We start from the raw sequence: 26,849 nt of genomic DNA on the forward strand, positions 1-26,849 counted from the left end.
CCGCTCAGCGGGCGTCCGCCACCCGGAAGGAGATGCCCGCCTTCCGGAGCCGGAGGGTGAGCGCGTCACCCATCGCGACGGCCGTCGTCAGCTGACCGGCGACGGCGGGCAGGTCGTCGAAGGCCAGGCAGAGCGCGGATTCGGCCAGCATCTTCGCCGTCTCGCCGTAGCCGGGGTCACCGCCCGACACCTCGGTGAGCACGCGCCGCCCGCCGCCCTCGCCCACGAACCGTACGGTGAACCAGCTGCGCGCCCGCCGCTCCGCGTCCGGCCCCCGGCCCGGCTCCCAGCGGCCCATCAGCCACCGCCGGGCCGCCGGGACCTGCGCCAGGGCCGCCGTCGCGCCCACCGCGGCGGCGCCGCCCACCGCGACGGGGAGGTGCTTGACCGAGGCGTAGTGCCGGTAGCGGAAGTCAGGGCCGTAGACCTCCAGCGCGGCGGCGGACCGGGCCACCACCCGCGGGTCCAGCGTGGGCAGCGGCAGCGCCCAGGTACCCGTCTCCCGGCTGAACCGCGGCGGACCCACCGGGCCGCGCGCCCGCCGGCCCGGCAGCCGCGGCTCGTGCAGCCGGCGCGCCCGCGCCGCGGCCGCGGTCTGCGGGCCGCGGCCCAGCGCGGTCAGCGCCGAGGCCAGGGTGCCGCCGGAGAAGAAGGCGTTGGACCGCATGAACCCGTCGACGCGCAGCGGCACGCCCCGGGGCAGCTGCCCGACCGTGAAGTAGGCCCCGAGGTCGGCGGGGATCGAGTCGAAGCCGCACGCGTGCACGATCCGCGCGCCGCTCTCCCGGGCCCGAGCGTCGTGCTCGACGTACATCCGGTCCACGAACTCGGGCTCCCCGGTCAGGTCCACGTAGTCCGTGCCCGCCTCGGCGCAGGCGGCGACCAGCTCCGCGCCGTACCAGACGTACGGGCCCACGGTGGTGGCCAGCACCCGGGTGGAGGCGGCCAGTTCGCGCACCGCCGCGGGGTCCGAGGCGTCGGCCCGCAGCAGCGGCAGCCCGGCGCAGGCCGGGTCGACGGCGGCCAGCCGCTCGCGCAGCCGCTCCAGCTTGCCGAGGTCCCGGCCGGCGAGCGCCCAGCGGCAGCCGGTGGGCGCGTGAGCGGCCAGGTACTCGGCGGTCAGCGCCCCCACGAACCCGGTGGCGCCGAAGAGCACGATGTCGTGGGACCGCTCCTGCGGTTGGTCCTGTGGAACCTGTGCGTTCATGACCGCTCCTCCCGGCTGGTGATAGGGGGCGAGGCTAGCGCGTGAGGGGAACGGGCAGCGCCCCGGTGACGGCTGGAAGCCGTTCCCGGGGCGCTGGACCCGCCGGCTGCCGGCGGTCAGTTCCTGTCGTAGTAGCCGAACATGTCGACGATCAGGTCGATGTCGTCGTCCGACTGGTTCCAGAAGTCGACGATGCCGGTGTGGCCCGTGCTCGCCTGCACCAGGTTCGGGACCGTCTTGCCCGCGGTGAAGTTGAGGGTGGACGAGGTGGGCGCGGCAGGCCAGGAGGCCGAATTGCCGTCGTACTGCCAGCGGTAGTTGGGGTCCGGCGCGACCGCGACGAAGCCGGCCCCGGCCGTGTTGGTGGCGGTGGTGTTCAGCACGTAGCCGATGTCGTCGGGCCACTTCGAGGCGAAGTCCACCCAGATGTAGTCGCGGCCGCCCAGGGGCCCGTAGACGTTGTCCTCGGGGTCGCGGGTGTCGAACACGCGGGCGGGCTTCGTGAAGCCCAGGTACGCGCCCTCGCTGTCCTTGCTGTAGTAGCCGACGACGTCGACGACGACGTCGGTCCCGGCCCAGGCGCCGTTGCGGATGTTGATCCTGCCGTCGTTGCCGACCGGGACGATCACCGAGTTGGCGACGGTCTGCCAGGCGGTGAAGTTCAGGTTGGACGCGCTCGGCGCCGCCTGACCGCTCGGGTAGGCGGTCAGGTGGCCGGCCTCGCGCGGGTTGGTGACGGTCACGTTGAGCGCCACGGCGGTGATGCCGGCGGGCACGCCGCGGCTGCCGCCGACCTGCAGGCCGAAGGAGGACTGCCCGGGGAGCTGGCCGCGCGATGTGCCGAGGCCCTCGCGGGTGTCGGCGAAGCGGATCGGGGAGATGGGCGTGTAGCCGCTGGAGGCGTTCCGGGTGTAGTAGCCGGTGACGTCGGCGATCAGGTCGATCGAGTTCCAGCCGCCGTTGTACAGCTCGACGTAGCCGTCCGCGCCGACCCGCACGACGGACAGGTTCGGCACGGTCTGGCCGGGGGCGAAGTTGACGTTCGAGGTGATCGGACGCTCGGTGCCCGAGGGGAACGCCGTGACGTGGCCGCCGCTGGTGGTGTTGGTGACCGTGAGGTTCAGGACCACGGCCGTGACGCCCGCCGGGATCGAGCCGTTGCCGGCGATCTGCACGCGGGTCGTGCTGTAGGGGGCGATCTTCGCCTTTGCGCCGCCGATGCCGCTGCGGGTGTCCAGCAGGCGGGTGGGGGCGTGGGGGGTGAAGTCCGAGCCCGCGGTGAGGATCTCCACCGAGTTGGTGACGCTCGTGCCGTCGACGCGGTCCGTCGCGGTGACCGTGACGTTGTAGGTGCCCAGCTCGCTGTAGTTGTGCACGTTGGTGATCGTCGCGCTGCCGTAGGCGGTCTCGTTGCTCGTGGTGCCGTCGCCCCAGTCGATGACGGCGTCCACGTACCGGTTGGGGTCGCTGGTGACGGACGTGGTCAGCTTCAGCGAGTGGGCGGACCAGTTGGAGGCCGCCAGGCCCACGGCGAGGTTGGGGTTGGCGGCCGCCGACTGCGCGGTGGCCTTGTCGCCGGAGGCGCGGACCGAGCGCGCGGCGGAGCTTTCGAACGTCTTGAAGTTCTCCGCCGCGGCCTGCTTCGGGTCCACGTCAGGTGCGGATACGCCCTTCTTGCCCGGTGTGACCGGATCGGCCTGGGCCACCCCCGGTATGAGACCCACGCTCGCGGCCACGACGGCAGCGGACATTACGAGTCGGCGATTGCGCACCGAACCCCCCGTTTTTCGATTTTTTTGAACTCGCTCAGGTTTGAAGCGTGCTCAGAGTACATAGCCGTCTGCCGCGCCGAAAGGACTTTGATCAGCGGGCGGGGGTTAGCGTGAGGATCGACTCGTCGCGGGAGGCGTTGATGAAGGCTGCGGTACGCACGTGGCAGGCGGTGCGGGAGTTCGCCCGTGGGCTGCCGGAAGCCGTGGAGGAGTATCCGTGGGGTCCCGAGGACTGCGTGGTGAAGGTCAACAAGAAGATCTTCGTCTTCCTCGGGAACGCCGACGGGCCCCGGCCGCCCGGGGTGTCCGTCAAGCTCAAGGACGAGGCGCTGCACGGCCATGCGATGTCGGTGCCCGGGGCGGAACCCACCGGCTACGGCCTCGGCCGCTCGGGCTGGGTCTCCGTGCCGCTGGGGGAGGAGGGGGCGCCCTCCGCGCAGGTGGTGTGCGAATGGGTGGAGGAGAGCTACCGCACCGTGGCCCTCAAGCGGCACGTCAGGGACTGGACGCCCGGAGCGAGGCAAATGGCTAAGCGCTTGCTCTTGTGCTGAATGGAACACGTTCCTAGCATCGCTGGTGTTACATCAGATGTGTCACACCGTGCGCTTGAGAACGCTGGGGGCTCGATGGCAGTGACAGGGACCGGCCCGCTGGCCGGAGTGCGCGTCGTCGAACTGGCGGGCATCGGCCCCGGCCCGTTCGCCGCCATGCTCCTCGCCGACCTGGGTGCGGACGTCGTGCGCGTGGACCGGCCGGGCGGCGGCGGGCTCGCGGTCGACCCGGCCTGCGACGTGACCAACCGGGGCAAGCGCTCCGTCCTGGTCGACCTGAAGGCCGCCGGCGGACCCGGCCGCGTCCTGGACCTCGTCGAGCGCGCCGACGTCCTCATCGAGGGCTTCCGCCCCGGGGTCGCCGAGCGGCTCGGCGTCGGACCGCGGGAGTGCCACGCCCGCAACCCGAAGCTGGTCTACGGCCGGATGACCGGTTGGGGCCAGGACGGCCCCCTCGCCCACACCGCCGGGCACGACATCGCGTACATCGCCGTCACCGGCGCCCTCGGCATGATCGGCGACCCGGACCGGCCGCCGGCCGTCCCCGCCAACCTGGTCGGCGACTACGCGGGCGGCTCCCTCTACCTCGTCGTCGGCGTCCTCGCCGCCCTCCGGCACGCCGCCGCCCCCGGGGGCACGGGCCAGGTGGTCGACGCGGCCATCGTCGACGGGACCGCCCACCTCACCGCCATGATCCACGCCATGGTGGCGGCCGGCGGCTGGCAGGACCGCCGCGGGGCCAACCTGCTCGACGGCGGCTGCCCCTTCTACGGGACCTACGAGACCTCCGACGGCCGGTACGTGGCCGTCGGCGCGCTGGAGCAGCAGTTCTACGACACCTTCACCGAACTCCTCGGCATCACGGAGCAGGCGTCCGCCCGCAAGGACCCGGCCCGCTGGGGCGAGCTGCGCGAGGCGGTCGCCGCACGCTTCAAGACCCGTACCCGCGCGGAGTGGACGGCCGTGTTCGAAGGCACCGACGCGTGCGTGGCGCCGGTGCTCTCGCTGCGCGAGGCCCCGCACCACCCGCACCTCGCTGCCCGCGGGACGTTCACCGAGTACGGCGGGATCACCCAGCCCGCCCCCGCCCCGCGCTTCTCCGCGACCCCGGCCCGCGTCACCGGCGGGCCGGCCCTGCCCGGCGCGGACACCGCGTCGGTGGCCGCCGACTGGGACGTACCGGCCCTGCTCCCGGAAGGGGCCTGATGGAACCGTCGATGCTGCTCCACCACGCCGGGGAGGCCCGCCGCGCCGCGGACGAGGCGGCGGCGCTGGAGTCGGCCGTCCTCGACGCCCTGTGGACCGCCGAGGCGGCCGCCGTCCCCGACGAGTTCTGCGAGCTGATGACGCTGTGCGGGCCGGAGGGCCACGTCCGCGACCGCGTCGAGGCGTTCCGCGAGGCGGGGGTCACCATGCTCGACGGAACGCCCGTCGGGCCCGAGCCCGCCCGCCTGATCGAGACCGTCAAGAACTGGCTTTAAGGAGCCCCCGATGCAACGCCGGATCTTCGACGCCGACCACGAGGCGTTCCGCGAGACCGTCCGCACCTTCCTCGCCAAGGAGGTGCTGCCGCACTACGACCAGTGGGAGAGGGACGGCATCGTCAGCCGCGGGGCCTGGCGGGCCGCGGGCCGGCAGGGACTGCTGGGCCTGGCCGTGCCGGAGGAGTACGGCGGCGGCGGCAACCCCGACTTCCGCTATGCCGCCGTGATCGCCGAGGAGTTCACCCGGGCGGGCGCCCCCGGGCTCGCCATCGGCCTGCACAACGACATCATCGGGCCCTACCTGACCTCGCTGGCCACCGAGGAGCAGAAACGCCGCTGGCTGCCGGGCTTCTGCTCGGGCGAGACGGTGACCGCCATCGCCATGACCGAGCCGGGCGCGGGCTCCGACCTCCAGGGGATCCGCACCGGCGCCGAGGACCGGGGCGACCACTGGGTGCTGAACGGCTCCAAGACGTTCATCTCCAACGGCATCCTCGCCGACCTGGTGATCGTGGTCGCCAAGACCACGCCGGAGGGCGGGGCGCACGGCCTGTCGCTGCTGGTCGTCGAGCGCGGCATGGAGGGTTTCGAGCGCGGCCGCAACCTCGACAAGATCGGCCAGAAGGCCCAGGACACCGCCGAACTGTTCTTCCACGACGTCCGCGTCCCCAAGGAGAACCTGCTCGGCGAACTGAACGGCGCCTTCGTGCACCTGATGACCAACCTCGCGCAGGAGCGGATGGGCATCGCGATGGCCGGCATCGCCGCCGCCGAGCACCTGCTGGAGATCACCACCCGGTACGTCAAGGAGCGCGAGGCCTTCGGCCGGCCGCTGTCCAAGCTCCAGCACGTCCGCTTCGAGATAGCGGAGATGGCCACGGAGTGCGCGGTCACCCGCACCTTCCTCGACCGCTGCATCACCGACCACTCCAACGGCGAACTGGACCACGTGCACGCCTCCATGGCCAAGTGGTGGGCCACCGAGCTGCAGAAGCGGGTCGCCGACCGCTGTCTGCAACTGCACGGCGGATACGGATACATGACCGAATACCGGGTCGCGCGGGCCTTCACCGACGGCCGCATCCAGACCATCTACGGCGGCACGACCGAGATCATGAAAGAGATCATCGGCCGCTCCCTCCTCGGCTAGACACGGCCCGAGACCCCGACCTCCGAAAGGCTTGACCAGTGAGCACCGAAGCGTACGTGTACGACGCGATCCGCACCCCGCGCGGCCGCGGCAAGGCCAGTGGCGCCCTGCACGGCACCAAGCCGATCGACCTGGTCGTCGGCCTCATCGCCGCCCTGCGCGAGCGCAACCCGGGGCTGGACCCCGCCTCCATCGACGACATCGTGCTCGGCGTCGTCGGCCCGGTGGGCGACCAGGGCTCCGACATCGCCCGGATCGCGGCCATCGCCGCCGGACTCCCGGACACCGTGGCGGGCGTACAGGAGAACCGCTTCTGCGCCTCCGGTCTGGAGGCCGTCAACCTGGCCGCCGCCAAGGTCCGCTCCGGCTGGGAGGACCTGGTCCTCGCGGGCGGCGTGGAGTCCATGTCCCGCGTCCCGATGGCCTCCGACGGCGGCGCCTGGTTCAACGACCCGATGACCAACTGGGACGTCAACTTCGTCCCCCAGGGCATCGGCGCCGACCTGATCGCCACCATCGAGGGATTCTCCCGGCGCGACGTCGACGAGTACGCGGCGCTCTCCCAGGAGCGGGCCGCCGCGGCCATCAAGGACGGCCGCTTCGCCAAGTCCGTGGTGCCGGTCACCGACCGCAACGGGCTGGTCGTCCTGGACCACGACGAGTTCGTCCGGCCCGGCACCACCGCGGACAGCCTCGCCAAGCTCAAGCCCTCCTTCGCCGAGATCGGCGAGCTCGGCGGCTTCGACGCCGTCGCCCTGCAGAAGTACCACTGGGTCGAGAAGATCGACCACGTCCACCACGCCGGCAACTCCTCCGGCATCGTCGACGGGGCCTCCCTCGTCGCGATCGGCTCCCGCGAGGCCGGCGAGCGCAACGGTCTCGCGCCCCGCGCCCGGATCGTCTCGGCGGCCGTCTCCGGCTCCGAGCCCACGATCATGCTCACCGGCCCCGCCCCGGCCACCCGCAAGGCCCTCGCCAAGGCGGGGCTGACCATCGACGACATCGACCTGATCGAGATCAACGAAGCCTTCGCCGGCGTCGTGCTGCGCTTCGTCAAGGACATGGGCGTCCCGCTGGAGAAGGTCAACGTCAACGGCGGCGCCATCGCGCTCGGCCATCCGCTCGGCGCCACCGGCGCGATGATCCTCGGGACGATCGTGGACGAGCTGGAGCGCCAGGACAAGCGCTACGGGCTCGTCACCCTCTGCGTCGGCGGCGGCATGGGCGTCGCCACCGTCGTCGAGCGCCTGTAGCCGGACGGCGCGGCGCGGCCAGACCCGCGCCGGCCGCCCGATCCGGACCTCCCGGCCCCTCCGGCCGGCCCCTCCCGCCCGGCCCCGCCGAACCAGACCTCCACGGAAGAGACCCACCCCATGACCGAGACCCGCACCATCCGCTGGGAACAGGACGAGACCGGCGTCGTCACCCTGGTGCTCGACGACCCCGACCAGTCCGCCAACACCATGAACCAGGCCTTCAAGGACTCCATCGCGGCCATCGCCGACCGGGCCGAGGCGGAGAAGGACTCCATCCGGGGCATCATCTACACCTCCGCCAAGAAGACCTTCTTCGCGGGCGGCGACCTCAAGGACATGATCCGGTTGCGCCCCGAGCACGCCCGGCTCGCCTTCGACACCGGGACCGAGATCAAGCGCTCCCTGCGCCGCATCGAGACCCTCGGCAAGCCCGTGGTCGCCGCGATCAACGGCGCGGCGCTGGGCGGCGGTTACGAGATCTGCCTGGCCTCGCACCACCGCGTCGCCCTCGACGCCCCCGGCTCCAAGATCGGCCTGCCCGAGGTCACCCTCGGCCTCCTGCCGGCCGGCGGCGGCGTCACCCGCACCGTGCGCCTGATGGGCATCGCCGACGCGCTGCTGAAGGTGCTGCTCCAGGGCACCCAGTACAACCCCCGGCGCGCCCTGGAGAACGGCCTGGTCCACGAACTGGCGGACACGACCGAGGAGATGATGGCCAAGGCGCGCGCCTTCATCGACGCTAACCCCGAGTCGAAGCAGCCCTGGGACGTACCCGGCTACAAGATCCCGGGGGGCACCCCCTCCAACCCGCGGTTCGCCGCCAACCTGCCGGCCTTCCCCGCCAACCTGAAGAAGCAGCTGAACGGGGCCCCCTATCCGGCCCCGCGCAACATCCTGGCCTGCGCCGTCGAGGGCGCCCAGGTGGACTTCGAGACGGCGCTGACCATCGAGGCCCGCTACTTCACCGAGCTGGTCACCGGCCAGACCGCCAAGAACATGATCCAGGCGTTCTTCTTCGACCTCCAGGCCGTCAACGCCGGCCGCAGCCGCCCGCAGGGCGTCGAACCCCGCACCGTCCGCAAGGTCGCCGTGCTCGGCGCCGGCATGATGGGCGCGGGCATCGCCTACTCCTGCGCCCGCGCGGGCATCGAGGTGGTGCTCAAGGACGTCAGCGCCGAGGCCGCCGCCAAGGGCAAGGCGTACTCCGAGAAGCTGCTCGACAAGGCCGTCTCCCGCGGCCGTACGACCGAGGCCCAGCGCGCCGAGCTGCTGGCCCGCATCACCCCCACCGCCGACGCGGCGGACCTGGCCGGCTGCGACGCCGTCATCGAGGCCGTCTTCGAGGACACCGCCCTCAAGCACAAGGTGTTCCAGGAGATCGGGGACGTCGTCGCCCCGGACGCGCTGCTGTGCTCCAACACCTCCACCCTGCCCATCTCCGGCCTGGCGCAGGGGGTTTCCCGGCAGGCCGACTTCATCGGCCTGCACTTCTTCTCGCCCGTCGACAAGATGCCGCTGGTCGAGATCATCAAGGGCGAGCGCACCGGCGACGAGGCCGTCGCCCGCGCCTTCGACCTGGTCCGCCAGATCAACAAGACCCCGATCGTGGTCAATGACTCACGCGGCTTCTTCACCTCGCGCGTCATCGGCCAGTTCATCAACGAGGGCGTGGCCATGGTCGGCGAGGGCGTCGAGCCCGCCTCGATCGAGCAGGCCGCCGCCCAGGCCGGCTACCCGGCCAAGGTGCTCTCGCTGATGGACGAGCTCACCCTCACCCTGCCGCGCAAGATCCGCAACGAGACCCGCAAGGCCTTCGAGGCCGAGGGCCGCGCGTGGACGGAGCACCCCGCCGACGCCGTCATCGACCGGATGGTCGACGAGTTCGAACGCCCGGGCCGCAGCGGCGGGGCCGGCTTCTACGCGTACGACGAGACCGGCAAGCGCGCCGGCATCTGGCCGGGCCTGCGCGAGCACTTCACCAAGCCGGGGTACGAGATCCCCTTCGAGGACATGAAGGAGCGGATGCTCTTCTCCGAGGCCCTGGACACCGTCCGCTGCCTCGACGAAGGCGTGCTCACCTCCATCGCCGACGCCAACATCGGCTCCATCATGGGCATCGGCTTCCCGGCCTGGACCGGCGGCGTCGTCCAGTACATCAACGGCTACGAGGGCGGCCTGCCCGGCTTCGTGGCCCGCGCGCGCGAACTCGCCACCACCTACGGCGAGCGCTTCACCCCGCCGGCGTCCCTGGTGGCGAAGGCCGAGCGGGGCGAGACGTACAGCGACTGAAGGAGCTGACGACGGCGCCTGACGACGGCGCCTGCGACAGCGCCTGACGCGGTGTCCGGGGAGGCCGGCCGGGGTGTCCCGGCCGGCCTCCCCGGACCGTGGCTCGCGCCCGCTCACGACGCGCCGGACGCCCCACCCCCAGACCCGCTCGCCGTCCCGTCCGCAGCTCCTTCCGCGACCGTCTCACCGGAGACGAACGCCGCCCGCAGTTCCTCCCGCAGGGACCGCTGGAAGGCCGTCACCAGCGCCTGCACCACCATCGGCTGCATGTGTGCGGACAGCGCCTTCATCGACTCCACCCGCTCCGGATCGCTCTCGCCCCGGGTGAACGGCCCCCACACCTCGTCCCGGAACAGCGCCGTCAGCTCGTGCGCCGCCGAGCGGGTGTGCTCCACCAGCACCCTGCGCGCCGCCAGGATCGTCTCGTGGGCGATCGGTACGTCGAGCAGCGCCACCCCCAGCCGCAGCAGCCCCACGTCCACCCGGAAGCCGTCCCCGGCGGCCGCGAGCACGTTCATCGCCGTCAGCCTCCGGACGTCGGTGTCCGACAGGCCCCGCCCCGCGCGCTTCTCCAGCTCCGCCCGGGAGACCTCCTGGGCCGCATCGGGAGCCCAACTGGCCACCAGGGCGCGGTGGATCGCCAGATCGTGCGCGCTCAGGTCGTCGGGCAGGGCGTCCAGGTAGCGCTCGATGGCGGACAGCGTCATGCCCTGGTGCTGCAACTCCTCGATCAGCGCCAGCCGCGACAGGTGCTCCGGCCCGTAGTGCCCCACCCGACGAGGACCGATCACGGGAGGGGGCAAAAGCCCGCGCGTGCTGTAGAACCGTACGGTGCGGACGGTGACGCCCGCCCGGGCCGCCAGCTCGTCCACGGTGAGCATCGGCTCGGGTGCCCGGTCGGCCATCGTCTGCGCCTCGCTCTCTGCTCCACAGCTTGGGTTCAACAGTATTGCTGTCGCACCAACGATGTGAAACGGCCAGGAGCTGCCCATGACCACGAACCTGCGACTGCCCGGACGACCCGAGGAGCTCACCCTCCCCGCCCTGCTGGCCCGCAACGCCGCCGACCACGGCGACCTGCCCGCCCTGTCGTGGCGCGCCGGCCCCCAGGCGGCCCCGTGGACGACCCTCACCTGGCGCGAGGTGCGCCGCCAGGTCGCCGTCCTCGCCTCCGGCTACGCCGCCCTGGGGGTCGAGCGCGGCGAACACGTGCTGATGATGATGGGCAACCGGCCCGAGCACTGGCTGAGCGACCTCGCCCTCGTCCACCTCGGCGCCGTACCCGTCACCGTGTACGGGACCTCCGCGCCCGAGCAGATCGCCCACATCGCCCGCCACAGCCGGGCCAGGTTCGCCGTCGTCGAGGGCGCCCGCGAGCTCGTCCGGTGGGAGCCGCTGCTCGCCGACGCCGAAGTGCCGCTGGAACGGCTGGTCGTGGCCGAGGCCGCGGAGGCCGGCCCGCACCGCACCTACGGCTCCCTGTACGCCGCCGGGGCCCGGCTGCACCGGCCCGAGGGCTTCGAGAAGGCCTGGCAGGAGGGCCGCCCCGAGGACCCGCTGACCGTCGTCTACACCTCCGGCACCACCGGAGACCCCAAGGGCGTCCGCCTCACCCACCGCAACCTCATGCTCCAGGCGGTCCGCCTCGACCGGAACGTGGAGCTGCCCGAGCACGCCGAGCACATCTGCTACCTGCCCTTCGCGCACATCGCGGAGCGCGTGCTCGGCATCTACCTGCCGCTGCTGCGCGCCGCGCACGTGCGGCTGTGCGCCGACCCGACCGCGGTGGCCGCGGCGGTCCGCGAACTGCGCCCGGTGCAGTTCTTCGGCGTCCCCCGGGTGTGGGAGAAGCTCGCCGCCGGGGTCAAGGCGGTCCTCGGGACGCTTCCCGAGGAGCAGCGCGCGCAGATCGAGGCCGCGAACGACCTCGCCCGGGCCCGCGCCGGCCACCGCGAGCGCGGTGAGCAGGTACCGGCCGCGCTCGAAGCCTCGTACGCCGCCGCCAAGGAGCGGGCACTGGACCCCCTGCTGAGCCTGGCCGGCCTGGACCGCCTCCTCTGGACGGCCAGCGCCACGGCGCCCATGCCGATCGACGTGGTCCGCTTCTGGGCGGGCTGGGGCATCACCATCATGGACGCCTGGGGGCTGACCGAGACCTCCGGCGTGTGCACGGTCAACCGTCCGGACGCCTTCCGGCTGGGCTCGGTGGGCCGCGCCATCGAGGGGGTGGAGCTGCGGCTCGCCGAGGACGGCGAGATCCTGACCCGGGGCGCGACCGTCTTCGGCGGCTACCTGCGGCCCGACGGCACCGTGCGGAGCGCCGCCGACGAGGAGGGCTGGTTCCCGACCGGGGACGTCGGCCGGCTGGACGAGGACGGGTTCCTCTGGCTGACCGACCGCAAGAAGGAGCTGATCATCACCTCCAACGGCAAGAACGTCTCCCCGGCGCTGGTGGAGAACACCGTCAAGGAGCATCCGCTGATAGGCCAGGCCCTGGTCCACGGAGACGGCCGCTCCTACCTGGTGGCGCTCCTGGTACTCGACCCGGAGCTGGCGCCGGCCTGGGCCGCGGCCCGGGGCATCGCGGCCGACTCGCTCGCCGCCCTCGCCGAGGACCCCGCCGTACGGGCCGAGATAGCCCGTGCGGTGGGCGCCGCCAACGCGCGGCTCAACCGGACCGAGCAGATCAAGCGCTACCGCGTGCTCACCGAGGAGTGGGGGCCGGAGTCGGGGGAGCTCACCCCCTCGCTGAAGCTGCGCCGCCGGGTGGTGCGGGAGAAGTACGGCGCCCTGATCGACGGGCTCTACGCGGAGCCGTACGAGCAGTCGTGACCGGATCGGACGGCGAAACGGGGGCGCCCGTGCGGCATGCGACGGCGACGGGCGGGCACTGGAGCAGGAAACTCCTGTTCCAGTCCTGGGGCGGCCCTCGGGCCGGCCCCCGCCGAGAGGGTGCCCGATGGCCGACGATTCCCGAGTGAGCGCAGCCGAGCGGCCCTGGCTGCGGCCGCCGGAGAGGGTGGAGCCGCTCCTGGACCTGGAGCTGCGCATGCTGATCAATTTGGTGAACAAGGACGAGGAGAACCGCTCCCACTTCGGGGTGTCGCTGAACATCCCCGGCGGAGTGATCTACGGGCAGGTGATCAGCCGCAACGCGTACGCCGAGGAGTGGGAGGCCGCGCTGCGCGACCTGCCCGGCGCCGGCGCCGAGTCGCTGGCCAGCCTGCCGAGGCTGATCAACCAGGTGCTGGAGGAGCAGCTGGAGGAGCGCGAGGCCAACCCGCTGCCGCGGTGGGTGCACCTGCGGGAGGCCACCTTCCTCACCGGAGCGCCGAACCAGACGATGCACTACGGGTTGTGGCGCGGCCGGCTCGCCGACATCGTCGGCTGGTCGCTGTCCATTCCGTCTTGAGCCGCCCCGGGCCCGTCCGGCCCGGGGCGGCCACCGGCCGGCTCAGCGCCCGATCACCGGGTAGTGGTCGGAGAGGTTGGTGTACGTGTAGGAGGTGCCCCAGCTGGAGACCGTCCAGGGGGCCGACTGCTCCTTCACCACGGCGTTCTCCCAGCCCGCCGGACGGGCGTTGCCCTTGCGGTACAGGACGTAGTCCAGGTCCTCGCGGGGATCGCTCGGGTAGCGGTAGCTGGCGATCGAGTTCAGGGCGGTGTCGAAGGAGTACGGGTGACCGGTGCGCGTGTCCGATCCCGCCAGATCGGCGTCGGCCAGCATGGAGGCGAGCTCCGGGGTGCGGGAGTCGACGTTCAAGTCGCCCGCCACGATGACCTGTTCGTTCGCCGGGATGTTCTTGCCGTCCAGGAAGGCGTCGATGGCGCGGAACTGCCGGGAGCGCATCTGCGCCGCCTCGCCGGCGGCGCAGCCCGGGTCGGTGGACTGCGCGTGGGTGCCGACGACGTGCACCTTGGCGCCGCCCACGTCCAGCACGACGTAGGCGAAGCCCTTGTTGGACCACCAGTCGGCGCCGCAGGCGTCCTTGTAGACGACCTGCTCCTTGCGGACGATGGGCCACTTGCTGAGGATCGTGACGCCGCCGTCCTCCGGAGTGGTGGAGGAGTACGCGCCGCCCGTGGCGTCCCAGCCCGTCCTGCCGCGTCCGACGACGGGGGTCTGGTAGGGGTACTGGGCTGCGGAGTCTGCCTTCAGCGCGTCCGAGGCGGCGTTGTCGAAGGCCTCTTGGAGCACGACCACGTCGTGGCCCCGGTAGAAGGAGGCGCGGGGGATCTGCGCGGCCCGGTGGTCCTGACCCCAGTTCGGGTAGAGGCTCTTGCTCATCAGGAACACGTTGTACGACAGGACGCTGAGCCGCGGCGCTGCGGCGGGCTCCGCGGCCGCGGCGGCCGGAGCGGTGGTGGCGGCCAGGGCGCCCGCGGCGATCGCGGCGACGGCAGCGGCGGCGGCCCGGTGGCGGCGGGCAGAGGTCTGCGGCATGGGGGACTCCATCGTTCCTGCGGGGAAGACCGGATCGGCTCCGCCATCCAAGCAGCCGCGGTTACCTCTGGGTAACACCCGTGCGGCGACTTTCTGTCCGGGCCGCGACGACGCGGCGACGCGGCCCGGCGGCGCGGTCGCGCAACGGCCGGGAACGGAGCCGGCGGCTTCAGCCGCGGGGTCCTCGCGGGACCGGGAGCCGCCCGCCGCCCCGGGCCCGCCGGGCGGACCGAACCGCGGGCCATACTGGACGTACGGCGAGTTCGACACCCCTGGGGGCACGCGCATGGCCACGACGGAACACCCGGCCGCGGGCGCCGTGCGCGGGGCGGACCCCGAGCCGCCCCCGCCCGGCGGGGTGCTGTGGACCATCGCCGGAGACGTCCGGTCCCTGCTCATGCTGCCCGCCGCCTTCACCCTGCAGGTCGCCCACCCGGCCGTCGCGGCCGGAGTCGACCAGTACTCCGTCTTCCGCACCGACCCCTGGGGGCGCGGCGAGCGCTCGCTGCGCTCGGTCCAGCTGTGGGTGTACGGCGGGGAGGGCGCCGCCGAGGAAGGGCGCCGGGTGCGCCGCCTGCACAAGGACATCCAGGGCGTCGACACGCGGGGCCGGCGCTACCACGCGCTGGACCCGGCCTGCTACGCCTGGGTGCACGCGACCGGGTTCCCCGTCTACCTGTACGCCGGGCGCTACCTCCTGCGGCACATGACCCCCGCCCAGGAACGGCAGCTCTACCGCGAGTGGCTCCAGGTCGGCCGGATCCTGGGCCTGCGCGACCGGGACATGCCCCGGACCGTCGAGGAGTACTGGACGTACTGGGCCCGAATGCTCGCCGAGGAGATCGGCCCCACCGCCGTCGCCCGCGAGCTGGTCGCCACCGACGTCCCGCTGCCCCGGCCCGAGGCCGGCGGGCCTCTGGTCCGGCTGCTGCTGCGGCTCGCCTGGCCGGCGCTGCGCGTGGCCTTCCTGCACTTCCGGGCCTTCGTCACGGCCGGCTATATGCCGCCCGAGGCGCGCGCGGCCATCGGGCTGGAGTGGACCCCGGCCCAGGAGCGCAGGCTGCGCCGGTTCAGCACGCTCGTGCGGCTCCTGGTACCGGTGCTGCCGGAGCGGCTGCGGTACCTGCCCGTCGCGCGGGCGGCGCGTGCCCGTCGGCACGCCGCCGCCCGCTGACCGACGCTCAGTGCCCGGCGTGCTCGCCGCGCTCGTCGTGCTCGTCGTGGCGGTGGATCGTGTTCGTCTCCGCGATTTTTTTCCAGGACTTCGGCTCGGTCTTCGGCGCCGGGACCGCCGAGGAGGACCGGGCCGCGGCGCCGGCCCCCGCGGGGTTCAGGGCCGAGGCGTCCGGCTTGCCCGGCGTGTAGAGCCAGGTCTCGAACAGCTGGGCCAGCGGCTCGCCCGACACCTTCTCCGCGTAGCGGACGAAGTCGCCGACCTTGGCGTTGCCGTAGGCCCGCTCGGCCGGCCAGCCCTTGAGGATCTCGAAGAACTTCTCGTCGCCGATCTCGTTGCGCAGCGCCTGCAGGGCGATGGCGCCACGGTCGTAGACGGCCCCGTGGAACTGGTTCTCCGGGCCCGGGTCACCGGGCTTGACCTGCCAGAAGGGGTCCTCGGCCGGGCGGACGGAGTAGGCCCAGTCGGCCAGTTCCTGCGCGGTGCCCTCGCCCTCCTTCTCCGACCACAGCCACTGGCTGTAGCGGGCGAAGCCCTCGTTGATCCAGATGTCCTTCCAGCCTTCGACCGACACGCTGTCGCCGTACCACTGGTGGGCCAGCTCGTGCACGACCACCGAGACGTTGGCGCCGTTGCGGAACTGCCCCGGGCCGTAGAACGGGCGCGTCTGGGTCTCCAGTGCGAAACCGGCGGTCACGTTCGGCACGTATCCGCCCAGCGCGTTGAACGGGTAGGGGCCGAAGACCCCCTCCAGCCATTCGGCGACCTCGCCGGTCCGCTCCACGCTGGCCCGCGCCGCCCCGGCGTTGTCGCCGAGGTCCTTGCTGTAGGCGTTGAGGACCGGCAGACCGCTCGCCGTCTTGTCGGTGGTGATGTCGAACTTGCCGACCGCGAGCGTGGCGAGGTAGGTGGCCTGGGGCTTGTTGGACCGCCAGTTGTACCTGGTCCAGCCCAGCCGCGAGGTCTGCGACTGGAGCACGCCGTTGCTGATCGCCTGGGTGCCGTCGGGGACGTTGACCGAGACGTCGAAGGTGGCCTTGTCGAGCGGGTGGTCGTTGCTCGGGAACCACCAGACCGCCGAGTCGGGCTCCTGCGCCGCCACCCCGCCGTCGGGCGTGCGGTGCCAGGCCGTCCAGCCGTCCACCTTCAACTCGGAGGGCTTGCCCGCGTACTTGACCACGACGGTCAGCGGGGTGTTGCGCGCCAGCGGCTTCGCCGGGGTGACCTCCAGCTCGTGGCTGCCGGACGCCGCGAACTTCGCCTTGGTCCCGTTGACCCGGACCTCGCTGACCTGGAGGCCGAAGTCCAGGTTGAACCGGGACAGGTCCTGCTTGGCGGTGGCGAGGAGGGTGGCGGTGCCTTCGAGCAGGTCCGTCTCGGGCTGGTACTTCAGCCGGAGGTCGTAGTGCGACACGTCGTATCCGCCGTTGCCGCTGGCCGGGTAGTAAGGATCGCCGATACCCGGGGCGCCCGGACCGGAACTCGCCGCGGATGCCGGGATCACCAGCAGCAGGGAGGCGGCGAGCACGCTCGGGGCGATGACTTTGCGGTGCACGAAGGGCTCCAAGTGGGAGAGGAGTCAGATCGGTTCAAGCGCTTGTCGCTCGACCGTATTCACGCGTGGCGCCCCACGTCATGTCCATGGCTCCTGCTGTCACACGATCGCCATTCGGCCGTCACAGCCGAGGAAAGGCCAAAAAGCGCAGCCCCCGCACGGCGCGCCGGAACCGTCCCGACGGCCGCCTTCGGGCCGCCCCGGCCGCAGGAGCGGAGCCCGCCGGGAGCCGCCCGGACGCGGTGCCCGGCACGGCCTACCCGACATACTGAGCAGTCGGTAACCTGCCGTTCATGACCCTTCCCCCGCTCGCCGCCCGGCACTGCTGGCACGCCGCGATCAACCCCCTGCACTCCACCGTCTACTTCTCCCCGGACACCCTCGAGGAGTTCGCCGGCCTCGGCATCACCGACCGTGCGGCCGTCAACCTCGCCCACCGCTCCGCCGCCATGGGCGCCGTCGGCGCGGGCACGGTGACCGCGACGTTCTACAACTACCGCCACGACCTCATCGCCCGGCACCTGCCCGCCGTCTGGGACACCGCCACGCCCGAGCAGGTCCTCGCCGCCCGGCTGCGCGCCGCCGACGCCACCCTGCGCAGGCTGCTCGGCGAGGAGGCCATCGCGTCACCCGAGCTCGCCGAGGCCGCCGAGCTGGCCCTGCGCGCCACCGAGGCCTGCACCCGGCACGCCCGCACCCTCTACGCGGCCCACGCCGACCTCCCCGTACCCGAGGCACCGCACCTGCGGCTGTGGCACGCCACCACCCTGCTGCGCGAGCACCGCGGCGACGGCCACCTCGCCGCCCTCCTCCTCGCCGGCCTCGACCCGCTCGAGGCCCTCGTCAGCCACACGGCCACCGGCAAGGGAATGGCTCCGAGCTGGCTCAAGGCCGTCCGCGGCTGGGAGCAGTCCGACCTGGACGCCGCGGCCGACCGGCTCCGCGCGCGCGGCGTCCTCGACGCGGACGGCGAGCTCACCGAGAAGGGCAGGGCCGTCCGCGAGAACCTGGAGGCCGACACCGACCGCCTCGACGCCGCCCCCTACGAACACCTCGGCGCCGAGGGCCTCGCCCGCCTCGCCGAACTCGGCGGCGGCTTCGTGCGCACGGCGATGGCCGCCGGAGCCTTCCCGGCGGGCCTGCGCGCCAAGGCGTGACGGGGCCCCGGGCTCCCTTACGGCGCCCCGCCACCGCCACCTGCCACAATTGGCAGCCTTCCAGTGCAAACGAAGGCAGGCGGGACCCGATCGTGACGATGTCCATCGAAGGCAGGATCGCCGAGGAGCTCGGCGTACGGGAGCGGCAGGTCAAGGCCGCCGTCGAGCTGCTCGACGGCGGCTCCACCGTGCCGTTCATCGCGCGCTACCGCAAGGAAGCGACCGAGATGCTCGACGACGAGCAGCTGCGCACCCTCGAGGAACGGCTGCGCTACCTGCGCGAGCTGGAGGACCGGCGCGCCGCGATCCTGGACTCCGTACGGGAGCAGGGCAAGCTGGACGCCGAGCTGGAGGCGCGGATCAACGCGGCCGACACCAAGGCCCGGCTGGAGGACATCTACCTGCCCTTCAAGCCCAAGCGGCGCACCAAGGCGCAGATCGCCCGCGAGGCCGGTCTGGAACCGCTCGCCGAGAAGCTGCTGACCGACCCGTCCGGGGAACCGGCCGCCGCGGCCGCCGCGTTCGTCGACGCCGGCAAGGGCGTCGCCGACCCGGCCGCCGCCCTGGAGGGTGCCCGCGCGATCCTCACCGAGCGGTTCGCCGAGGACGCCGACCTGATCGGCGAGCTGCGCGAGCGCATGTGGAACCGGGGGCGGCTCGCCGCGAAGGTCCGCGAGGGCAAGGAGGAGGCGGGCGCCAAGTTCGCCGACTACTTCGACTTCGCCGAGCCCTTCACCGACCTCCCCTCGCACCGGGTCCTCGCCATGCTGCGCGGCGAGAAGGAGGACGTCCTCGACCTCACGCTGGAGCCGGAGCCGCCGAGCGAGACGCCCGGCCCCTCCACGTACGAGGTCATGGTCGCCCGCCGCTTCGGCATCGCGACCCCCTCGGAGCACAGCCGCCCCGGCGACAAGTGGCTGGCCGACACGGTCCGCTGGGCCTGGCGGACGAAGATCCAGGTGCACCTCGGCATCGACCTGCGGACGCGGCTGCGCGCGGCCGCCGAGGACGAGGCCGTGCGGGTCTTCGCCGCGAACCTGCGCGACCTGCTGCTCGCCGCCCCGGCCGGCACTCGCGCGACGCTCGGCCTGGACCCGGGCTTCCGCACCGGCGTGAAGGTGGCCGTCGTGGACGCCACCGGCAAGGTGGTGGCCACCGACGTCATCTACCCGCACGTGCCCGCCAACAAGTGGGACGAGTCCCTCGCCAAGCTCGCCCGGCTCGCGGAGCAGCACGCCGTCGAGCTGGTCGCCATCGGCAACGGCACGGCCTCCCGCGAGACCGACAAGCTCGCCGGGGAGCTGATCGCCCGCCACCCCGAGCTGAAGCTCACCAAGGTGATGGTCTCGGAGGCGGGCGCCTCCGTGTACTCCGCGTCGGCCTTCGCCTCGCAGGAGCTCCCCGGCATGGACGTGTCGTTGCGCGGCGCGGTCTCCATCGCCCGCCGCCTCCAGGACCCGCTGGCCGAACTGGTCAAGATCGACCCGAAGTCGATCGGCGTCGGCCAGTACCAGCACGACCTGTCCGAGATGAAGCTCTCCCGCTCCCTCGACGCGGTGGTCGAGGACTGTGTGAACGGTGTCGGCGTGGACGTGAACACCGCCTCCGCGCCGCTGCTCTCGCGGGTGTCGGGCATCAGCGGCGGCCTCGCCGAGAACATCGTCGCCCACCGCGACGCCAACGGCCCCTTCCGCAACCGCAAGGGCCTCAAGGACGTGCCGCGGCTGGGTCCGAAGGCGTACGAGCAGTGCGCCGGCTTCCTGCGGATCCGCGGCGGGGACGACCCGCTGGACGCCTCCGCGGTGCACCCCGAGGCGTACCCGGTGGTCCGGGCGATGGGCAAGACGGCGGGCGGCGAGGTGGCCGCGCTGATCGGCAACACCGGAGTCCTGCGCTCCCTGCGGCCGGAGCAGTTCGTCACCGAGTCCTTCGGCCTGCCCACCGTCACCGACATCCTGCGCGAGCTGGAGAAGCCCGGCCGCGACCCGCGCCCCGCCTTCAAGACCGCCACCTTCAAGGAGGGTGTGGAGAAGATCGGGGACCTGGCTCCCGGGATGGTGCTGGAGGGCGTGGTCACCAACGTGGCCGCCTTCGGCGCCTTCATCGACATCGGCGTGCACCAGGACGGGCTCGCGCATGTCTCGGCGCTGTCGAAGACCTTCGTCAAGGACCCCCGGGACGTGGTCAAGCCGGGCGACGTCGTCCGCGTGAAGGTCATGGACGTGGACATCCCGCGCAAGCGCATCTCGCTGACCCTGCGGCTGGAGGACGAGGCGGGCGCGGAGCGCGGCGCGGGCAACCCGGGCCAGGAGCGGCGGGGCGGCGGCCGTCCGCCGCGGCAGCGCGGCGCGGACGGTCAGGGCCAGGGCGGCCAGGGGCCGGGGCAGGGCAGCCAAGGCCAAACTGGCCAGGGCCAGGGCGGTCAGGCGCGGGGGCAGGGTCAGGGGCAGGGCCGGCGCGGTCAGGGGGAGCGCCCAGGCGGCGTCGAGGGGCAGCGCGGTCAGGGACGTCGCGGTCAGGGGCCCCGCCAGGGTGGCGGGGCGTCCGCCTCCGCCCCCGCGCCCGCCAACAGCGCGATGGCCGACGCACTGCGCCGGGCCGGCCTCACCGGACCCGAGGAGCGCCGCAAGCGGTAACCGGGGAGATGCGGCCACCCGGCGCCCGCGGACCCTCCGGGCGGTGGCCGAATAGGTCCCCCGGCCCGGGACCGGCCTTGCCAACTCCCGTACAAGATCTGTAGGCATGGTGGAACGCCCGTTCGTCACCTCGGCGGACGGGCTTTCGCATTCCCCCTCAGGACCGCATTTCCCGAGGCCGCCTTCGAAGGCACAGGACGCCATGCCCATGCCAGTACACGCCTACCGACGCTGCCCGAGGAAGGGTCCGAAGAGGGATCACATGCCTTACCGGCAACTCAGCCTCCGCAAACGGTGCGAGAACATTCTCGGCCAACTGGATCTGACCCATCCGTTCTCCCTCGACGCCCTGTGCGCTCGCATGGCCGAGCAGCGCGGCCGTCCCATCAAGCTGCACCCGCTGCCCAAGGAGGCCGCGGAATCGGGCGTGTGCGGGCTGTGGGTCGGAACGGCGAGCGTCGACTACGTCTTCTACGAGGCGCAGACCACCCCGCTGCACCGGGAGCACATCGTGCTCCACGAACTCGGCCACATCCTCTTCGGGCACCATTCGCTGGAGGGTGAGGAGAGCGACGGGCGCGCCCCCGTCGTGCTCGGACGCACCAACTACACCACCCGCCAGGAGCAGGAGGCGGAGATGCTCGCGAGCATGATCCGCATCCGCACGGCGAACGCCGGCCCGTCGGCGGCGACCCCCGCCCGGGGCACCCTGGCCCGGCTGGAGTCCGCCATGGGCTACGAGCGGGGGAACGATGGCAGCTGACCTGACCGCCTTCGGCAACTGGCTCGCCGTCCCGAGCGTGGTGTGCCTGTGGGCCGCGGTCCTCCTCCGCGCCCCGGGCGCCCTGCGCTCCCCGCGGCAGCGCGGCCTGTGGCTGGCCGTGGCCACCGCCGCCGCCGCGATGACCCTGAACCTGCCCGACGTCGTCGCCTACGCGATGGACCGCGGCGCCGGTTACGCGCACACCATCGGTCTCGTCCGCAACCTCATCGGCGTCCTGTCCGCCGGCGCCGTCCTGTTCTTCGTGGCCGCCGCCGCGGGCGGCGGCAGGCTCCGCCTCGTCTCCTGGACCGCCACGACCGGGTGGCTGGCCGCCCTGATCGCGCTGGACGCCGCGGCGCCCGCGCACGGCACGCACACCATGCCGCCGGTCGGCGACCCGGTGCCCTCCCTCGCGTACTGGCTGGTGCTGATCTCGGCGCACGTGGCCGCCAACACCGTCTGCGTGGCGCTGTGCTGGCGCTACAGCCGCCGCACCGAGAGCCGCGGACTGGCGGCGGGGCTCAGGCTCTTCGGTCTCGGCACCGCCCTCGCCGGGCTGTTCTGGCTGGCGTACCTGGTCAAGGCACTGTTCGGCAGCACCTGGGCGATGCCCGCGCTGCCGCTGCTGATGAACCTCCACGGGCTGCTGCGGGCCGCCGCCATCCTGGTCCCGACCCTCTTCACCTTCCGCCGCACCGCCGCGGACATCACCACCGCCTGGCGGCTGTGGCCGCTGTGGCGCGACCTGGTCCAGGCCGTCCCACACGTGGCCCTCAACAAGCCGCGGGCCGGGCGGACGGTGGAGCTGCTGTGGCCGCCGGTCCCGCGCAACCTGCTCGTGTACCGCAAGGTGATCGAGACGCGCGACGCCATCCTGATCCTGGGCGAGTACGTCTCCCCGGGCGCCCTGGAGGACGCCCGGGGCCGCGTCGCCGGGCGCGGGGTCCCCGAGCAGCGGCGCACCGCGGCCGCACTGGCCTGCGTACTGCGCGAGGCACGCCGGGCGAAGCTCGCCGGAGTGCCCGGACGGCCGGGCGAGGCGGCCGGGTTGGAGCTGCCCGCCGCCATCCAGACGTCCGCCGAGGGCGGGGACCTGGCCGAGGAGGCGCGCTTCCTCGTCGACGTCGCCCACGAGTACACCCGGGAGGCGGCAGCGTCGTGACGACCGTACTGATCACCGGGGCGAGCGCCGGACTGGGCGCCGCCTTCGCCCGGGGCTTCGCGGCCAAGGGGGCCGAGCTGGTCCTCGTGGCCCGTGACGCGCAACGACTGGAGGCCGTGGCCCGCGACCTCGGCCGGGAGTTCGGCACGCGGGCCGAGGTGCTGCCCGCCGACCTGCTGGACCCGCAGGACCGCGAGGCCGTCGCGGCACGGCTCGCAGACCCGTCGCGGCCCGTGGACATCCTGGTCAACAACGCGGGCTTCGGGCTGCCCGCGCCCTTCCCCTACAGCCCGGTCGAGGACGAGGAGCGGATGCTCGACCTGCTGGTCAAGGTCCCGCTCCGGCTCACCCACGCCGTGCTGCCGGGCCTGCGCGAGCGCCGCAGGGGCGCGGTGGTCAACGTCTCCTCGGTGGCCGGACTGCTGCCGACCGGCACCTACGGGGCGGCCAAGGCGTGGGTCACCGCCTTCAGCGAGTCGCTGCGGGTGGACATGGAGCCGTACGGCGTCCGGGTGCTGGCCGTGGTGCCGGGCTTCACCCGCACCGAGTTCCAGGAGCGCGCCGGGATGGACGTCAGCGCATTGCGCGAAGCGGTCTGGCTCGAGCCTCGGGACGTCGTCGACCGGGCACTGCGCGACCTCGCGATGCGCCGCCCGCTCAGCATCACGGGCCGCCGCTACCGGGCCTACGCCCTGGCGGCCCGGCACCTTCCGCGCGGCTTCGTGGCGCGCAGGATGGCCCGCACGCGGCGCGCTCCGGCCGCACGCTGACGCCATGGCGGCAGACCGATGCGCGGGCCGGCGACCGGTCCGCGCACGGTGTGCGGTGAGGGTGCCCGCTCAGCAGCCCCCTCGCCCGTGGTGGCCGTGTCCTCCGTAACCCTTGTAGCCCTTGTCGCCCTTGTCGCCCTTGTCGTCGTCGTGGTCCCAGCCGCCGTGGCGCCAGCCGCCGTGGTGGCCGTAGCCGTCGTCGTCGTCGTGGTCGTCGTGGTCCCAGCCGCCGCCGGTGACGTAGCTGACGGATCCGGTGGGCGTCGCCGCCGAGGCGGTGCCCGCCGTACCGAGCGCGGCCCCACCGGCCATCAGGAGACCGGCGGCGGAGACCACGAAGAGGCGCTTCACTCTCAGTGCATGCATGGAAGATCCCTTTCTTCCGCCAGCCGCACACCTCGACGAGGTGGGCGCCAGCGGAACCGCGGCCGCAGAACTGCGCACAGCGCAGCGCGGGTCGGGTGAAGGGCCGCCGGAAGTGCGAAGACGCGTCTGTTCGGGCACAGGGGCCCGGCCCCCCACGGGGATGTCCGAAGGCGTCGCGGCAGAGGTGCGAGCCCTGGTGACACGGCGCTTCGGCCATGGGGGTGTGCTCCGCGGTTGCGGCCCTCACCACAAAGGCTAGTCGCGCACCGGCCGGTCGGCACCTCGGGACGACGGCACCTCGGGACGGCGGGATCCGCCGGGCGGCGCTGCGGCGGCTACAGCTCGGTGACCTTGCCGTCCTCCACCCGCAGGCGGCGCGTCACCGCCACGGCGTCCAGCATGCGGCGGTCGTGGGTGACCAGCAGCAGCGTTCCCTCGTACGCCTCCAGGGCGGACTCCAACTGCTCGATCGCCGGCAGGTCGAGGTGGTTGGTGGGCTCGTCCAGGACCAGCAGGTTGACCCCCCGGCCCTGCAGCAGGGCCAGCGCGGCGCGGGTGCGCTCGCCCGGGGAGAGGGTGGCCGCCGGACGCAGGACGTGAGCCGCCTTCAGGCCGAACTTCGCCAGCAGGGTGCGGACTTCGGCCGGCTCGGTGTCCGGGACGGCCGCGCAGAACGCCTCCAGCAGCGGTTCGTCGCCGAGGAACAGGCCGCGGGCCTGGTCCACTTCGCCGATCAGCACGCCGGAACCGAGCGTCGCGGAGCCGAAGTCCGGGGCCAGCCGGCCGAGCAGGAGGGCCAGCAGGGTCGACTTGCCCGCGCCGTTGGCCCCGGTGATCGCGACCCGGTCCGCCCAGTCGACCTGCAGCGAGGCCGGGCCGAAGGCGAAGTCACCGCGCCGGACGGCCGCTTCGCGCAGGGTGGCCACCACGGAGCCGGAGCGGGGAGCCGCGGCGATCTCCATGCGCAGCTCCCACTCCTTGCGCGGCTCCTCCACGACGTCCAGCCGCTCGATAGCCCGCTGCGTCTGACGGGCCTTGGCGGCCTGCTTCTCGCTGGACTCGCCGCGCAGGTTCTTGCCGATCTTGTCGTTGTCACTCGCCTTGCGGCGGGCGTTGCGCACGCCTTTGTCCATCCAGTTGCGCTGCATCTGCGCCCGGCCCTCGAGGGCCGACTTCTTGTCCGCGTACTCCTCGAACTCCTCACGGGCGTGGCCGCGGGCGCGCTCCCGCTCCTCCAGGTAGGCGTCGTACCCGCCGCCGTAGAGGTTGACCTGCTGCTGCACCAGGTCCAGCTCCAGGACCTTGGTGACGGTCCTGGCCAGGAACTCGCGGTCGTGGCTGATCACGACGGTGCCCGCGCGCAGCCCCTTGACGAACCGCTCCAGCCGCTCCAGACCGTCGAGGTCCAGGTCGTTGGTGGGCTCGTCCAGCAGGAAGACGTCGTAGCGGGAGAGGAGCAGCGAGGCGAGGCCCGCGCGGGCCGCCTGGCCGCCGGACAGCGCCGTCATGGGCAGGTCCAGGCCCACCGTGAGACCGAGATCGGCGGCGACCTCCTCGGCGCGCTCGTCGAGATCGGCGCCGCCGAGGTCCAGCCACCGGTCCAGCGCCGTCGCGTACGCGTCGTCCGCGCCCGGGGTCCCGTCCACCAGGCCCTGCGTCGCCGCGTCCAGCTCGGCCTGCGCGGCCGCCACTCCGGTCCGGCGCGCCAGGAACTCCCGAACCGACTCGGCGGGCCGGCGCTCCGGCTCCTGCGGCAGGTGGCCGACGGCGGCGCCGGGCGGGGAGAGCCGCAGCTCACCCGTCTCGGGGGTGTCCAGCCCGGCGAGGAGCCGCAGCAGGGTGGACTTCCCGGCGCCGTTCACGCCGACCAGGCCGATGACGTCGCCGGGCGCGACCACGAGGTCGAGGTCGGCGAACAGCGTGCGCTCACCGTGGCCGGCGGTGAGCTTCTTGGCGACGAGGGTTGCAGTCATGATGTGCCGATCCTATCCGGGCAGGTGGCGGCCGCCGGCGATGGCCGGATAGGTGGGAGATCCGGCATTGCGGCCGCGGGGCGCGGCGTCACACCATGAGGCCATGTCGTCGCGAAACGTGCTCGTCGTCCTCTACGACGGGGTGCAGAGTCTGGACGTGACCGGGCCGGTGGAGGTGTTCGCCGCCGCGGCCCGGTTCCCCGGGCGGGCCCCGTACAAGATCCGCACGGTGTCCCCGGGCGGTGTGCCCGTCCGCACGAGCAGCGGCCTGACGCTGGTCCCGGACGGGGAGCTGGAGGCCGCCCGCCCGGGCCGCGGGACCACGCTGCTCGTGCCCGGCGGCCGCTACACGGCCGACTTCGAGCCGCGGCTCACCGACTGGCTGCGCGCCTACGGGGGTGGGGCGCAGCGGCTGGTGTCCGTGTGCACGGGCGGGCTGCTGCTGGCCGAGGCGGGGCTGCTGGACGGGCGGCGGGCGACGACGCACTGGTACGTGTGCGAGCGGATGGCCCGGGACTACCCGGACGTGGTGGTGGAGCCGGAGCCCATCTTCGTACGGGACGGGCCGGTCGCCACGTCGGCCGGGGTCACGGCGGGGATCGACCTCGCGCTCGCGCTGGTGGAGGAGGACCACGGGCGCGAGGTGGCGCTGACGATCGCCCGGCACCTGGTGGTGTTCCTGCGCCGGCCCGGCAACCAGGCCCAGTTCAGCGCGCAGCTGGCGGCGCAGACGGCGCGGCGGGAGCCGCTGCGGGACGTCCAGCAGTGGATCACGGAGCACCCGGGCGGCGACCTCGGCGTCGAGGCGCTCGCCGCCCGGGCCCGGCTGTCGCCGCGCCACTTCGCCCGTGCCTTCCGGGCGGAGACCGGGCTCACGCCCGGCCGGTACGTCGAGCGGGTACGGGTGGAGCACGCACGGCGGCTGCTGGAGGAGACCAGGGAGGGCATCGCCCAGATCTCCCGCGCCTGCGGCTACGGCACCCCGGAGGCCCTGCGCCGGGCGTTCCTGCGGACCCTGGGCCAGCCCCCGGCCGAGTACCGCCGCCGCTTTGGCCCGTACCCCGACTAGCGCCCGGCCCGCTCGCCCGCCGGCCCCCTGCCGAGCAGCCGCCGCAACCGCTGCGACCCGCCGAACCCCGA

Annotated in this window: 21 protein-coding genes and 1 pseudogene; 15 read left to right on the forward strand and 7 right to left on the reverse strand. The window is 73.0% G+C overall.

Going from position 1 to position 26,849, the window contains the following annotated elements:
* Positions 1 to 4: 4 nt before the first annotated feature.
* Together AC07FY_RS04540 and AC07FY_RS04545 are read right to left on the reverse strand one after the other, a co-directional pair.
* Positions 5 to 1,207 (reverse strand): saccharopine dehydrogenase family protein, encoded by a 1,203-nt coding sequence (locus AC07FY_RS04540; RefSeq protein WP_479000279.1) that lies wholly within the window; start codon positions 1,205 to 1,207, stop codon positions 5 to 7.
* 116 nt (positions 1,208 to 1,323) lie between these two features.
* Positions 1,324 to 2,943 (reverse strand): hypothetical protein, encoded by a 1,620-nt coding sequence (locus tag AC07FY_RS04545; protein ID WP_479000282.1) that lies wholly within the window; start codon positions 2,941 to 2,943, stop codon positions 1,324 to 1,326.
* A gap of 176 nt (positions 2,944 to 3,119) precedes the next feature.
* Between AC07FY_RS04545 and AC07FY_RS04550 the strand changes: the two genes are divergently transcribed.
* The 6 genes and pseudogenes from AC07FY_RS04550 to AC07FY_RS04575 all read left to right on the forward strand — a co-directional run bounded on the left by AC07FY_RS04550 (position 3,120) and on the right by AC07FY_RS04575 (position 9,709).
* The gene (locus AC07FY_RS04550) at positions 3,120 to 3,530 is read left to right on the forward strand and encodes an MmcQ/YjbR family DNA-binding protein (RefSeq protein ID WP_479000285.1); all 411 of its coding nucleotides are present in this window, start codon (positions 3,120 to 3,122) and stop codon (positions 3,528 to 3,530) included.
* 75 nt (positions 3,531 to 3,605) lie between these two features.
* The gene (locus AC07FY_RS04555; RefSeq protein WP_479000288.1) at positions 3,606 to 4,736 is read left to right on the forward strand and encodes a CaiB/BaiF CoA transferase family protein; all 1,131 of its coding nucleotides are present in this window, start codon (positions 3,606 to 3,608) and stop codon (positions 4,734 to 4,736) included.
* Between the two features lie 104 nt (positions 4,737 to 4,840).
* Positions 4,841 to 5,011 (forward strand): annotated as a pseudogene (locus tag AC07FY_RS04560) (LLM class F420-dependent oxidoreductase); the annotation flags it as partial.
* Between the two features lie 10 nt (positions 5,012 to 5,021).
* Complete coding sequence (locus tag AC07FY_RS04565; RefSeq protein ID WP_479000291.1) at positions 5,022 to 6,164, forward strand: acyl-CoA dehydrogenase family protein; 1,143 nt, start codon at positions 5,022 to 5,024, stop codon at positions 6,162 to 6,164.
* Positions 6,165 to 6,202: 38 nt separating this feature from the next.
* Positions 6,203 to 7,417 (forward strand): acetyl-CoA C-acetyltransferase, encoded by a 1,215-nt coding sequence (locus AC07FY_RS04570; RefSeq protein WP_479000294.1) that lies wholly within the window; start codon positions 6,203 to 6,205, stop codon positions 7,415 to 7,417.
* A 120-nt stretch (positions 7,418 to 7,537) separates the two neighbouring features.
* Complete coding sequence (locus AC07FY_RS04575) at positions 7,538 to 9,709, forward strand: 3-hydroxyacyl-CoA dehydrogenase NAD-binding domain-containing protein (RefSeq protein ID WP_479000296.1); 2,172 nt, start codon at positions 7,538 to 7,540, stop codon at positions 9,707 to 9,709.
* Positions 9,710 to 9,822: 113 nt separating this feature from the next.
* Here the strand turns inward: AC07FY_RS04575 and AC07FY_RS04580 are convergent, their stop codons facing one another.
* Positions 9,823 to 10,614, reverse strand: a complete 792-nt coding sequence (locus AC07FY_RS04580) for a MerR family transcriptional regulator (RefSeq protein ID WP_479000299.1) — start codon at positions 10,612 to 10,614, stop codon at positions 9,823 to 9,825.
* Positions 10,615 to 10,699: 85 nt separating this feature from the next.
* On the opposite strand from AC07FY_RS04580, the gene AC07FY_RS04585 reads away from it, so the two are divergent.
* Together AC07FY_RS04585 and AC07FY_RS04590 are read left to right on the forward strand one after the other, a co-directional pair.
* Complete coding sequence (locus tag AC07FY_RS04585; RefSeq protein WP_479000302.1) at positions 10,700 to 12,541, forward strand: AMP-dependent synthetase/ligase; 1,842 nt, start codon at positions 10,700 to 10,702, stop codon at positions 12,539 to 12,541.
* Between the two features lie 145 nt (positions 12,542 to 12,686).
* Positions 12,687 to 13,121, forward strand: coding sequence for a hypothetical protein (locus AC07FY_RS04590; protein ID WP_479000304.1), 435 nt, complete (start codon positions 12,687 to 12,689; stop codon positions 13,119 to 13,121).
* 42 nt (positions 13,122 to 13,163) lie between these two features.
* Here AC07FY_RS04590 and sph read toward each other — a convergent pair whose 3' ends face one another.
* Positions 13,164 to 14,153 carry a sphingomyelin phosphodiesterase gene (gene sph, locus AC07FY_RS04595; RefSeq protein ID WP_479000306.1) on the reverse strand — a complete coding sequence of 330 codons (990 nt, stop codon included), beginning with the start codon at positions 14,151 to 14,153 and terminating at the stop codon, positions 13,164 to 13,166.
* Between the two features lie 286 nt (positions 14,154 to 14,439).
* On the opposite strand from sph, the gene AC07FY_RS04600 reads away from it, so the two are divergent.
* Entirely contained in the window at positions 14,440 to 15,327 is an 888-nt protein-coding gene (locus AC07FY_RS04600; RefSeq protein ID WP_479000309.1) for an oxygenase MpaB family protein, read from the forward strand.
* A 7-nt stretch (positions 15,328 to 15,334) separates the two neighbouring features.
* On the opposite strand, the gene AC07FY_RS04605 is transcribed toward AC07FY_RS04600, so the two are convergent.
* Positions 15,335 to 16,882, reverse strand: coding sequence for a M1 family metallopeptidase (locus tag AC07FY_RS04605; RefSeq protein WP_479000312.1), 1,548 nt, complete (start codon positions 16,880 to 16,882; stop codon positions 15,335 to 15,337).
* 293 nt (positions 16,883 to 17,175) lie between these two features.
* Between AC07FY_RS04605 and AC07FY_RS04610 the strand changes: the two genes are divergently transcribed.
* The 5 genes from AC07FY_RS04610 (at position 17,176) to AC07FY_RS04630 (ending at position 23,370) form a co-directional block, all read left to right on the forward strand.
* Positions 17,176 to 18,039 (forward strand): SCO6745 family protein, encoded by an 864-nt coding sequence (locus AC07FY_RS04610; protein ID WP_479000315.1) that lies wholly within the window; start codon positions 17,176 to 17,178, stop codon positions 18,037 to 18,039.
* Between the two features lie 92 nt (positions 18,040 to 18,131).
* A complete protein-coding gene (locus AC07FY_RS04615) occupies positions 18,132 to 20,675 on the forward strand; it encodes a Tex family protein (RefSeq protein ID WP_479000318.1) in 2,544 nt (847 codons plus the stop codon).
* A gap of 262 nt (positions 20,676 to 20,937) precedes the next feature.
* Complete coding sequence (locus tag AC07FY_RS04620) at positions 20,938 to 21,438, forward strand: hypothetical protein (protein ID WP_479000320.1); 501 nt, start codon at positions 20,938 to 20,940, stop codon at positions 21,436 to 21,438.
* The gene (locus tag AC07FY_RS04625; protein WP_479000322.1) at positions 21,428 to 22,600 is read left to right on the forward strand and encodes an MAB_1171c family putative transporter; all 1,173 of its coding nucleotides are present in this window, start codon (positions 21,428 to 21,430) and stop codon (positions 22,598 to 22,600) included. Before AC07FY_RS04620 ends, AC07FY_RS04625 begins: the two co-directional genes overlap by 11 nt.
* A complete protein-coding gene (locus tag AC07FY_RS04630; protein WP_479000325.1) occupies positions 22,597 to 23,370 on the forward strand; it encodes an SDR family NAD(P)-dependent oxidoreductase in 774 nt (257 codons plus the stop codon). The genes AC07FY_RS04625 and AC07FY_RS04630 overlap by 4 nt, the downstream gene beginning before the upstream one ends.
* A gap of 69 nt (positions 23,371 to 23,439) precedes the next feature.
* Here AC07FY_RS04630 and AC07FY_RS04635 read toward each other — a convergent pair whose 3' ends face one another.
* Positions 23,440 to 23,736, reverse strand: a complete 297-nt coding sequence (locus AC07FY_RS04635) for a hypothetical protein (RefSeq protein WP_479000328.1) — start codon at positions 23,734 to 23,736, stop codon at positions 23,440 to 23,442.
* A gap of 335 nt (positions 23,737 to 24,071) precedes the next feature.
* Positions 24,072 to 25,709: an ABC-F family ATP-binding cassette domain-containing protein gene (locus tag AC07FY_RS04640; RefSeq protein WP_479000331.1), complete on the reverse strand. Its 1,638-nt coding sequence runs from the start codon at positions 25,707 to 25,709 to the stop codon at positions 24,072 to 24,074.
* Positions 25,710 to 25,812: 103 nt separating this feature from the next.
* Here AC07FY_RS04640 and AC07FY_RS04645 point away from each other — a divergent pair, with 103 nt between their 5' ends.
* Positions 25,813 to 26,778 carry a GlxA family transcriptional regulator gene (locus AC07FY_RS04645; RefSeq protein ID WP_479000334.1) on the forward strand — a complete coding sequence of 322 codons (966 nt, stop codon included), beginning with the start codon at positions 25,813 to 25,815 and terminating at the stop codon, positions 26,776 to 26,778.
* Positions 26,779 to 26,849 lie beyond the last annotated feature (71 nt).

The sequence above is a fragment of the Streptomyces sp. NPDC045967 genome (assembly GCF_056430495.1).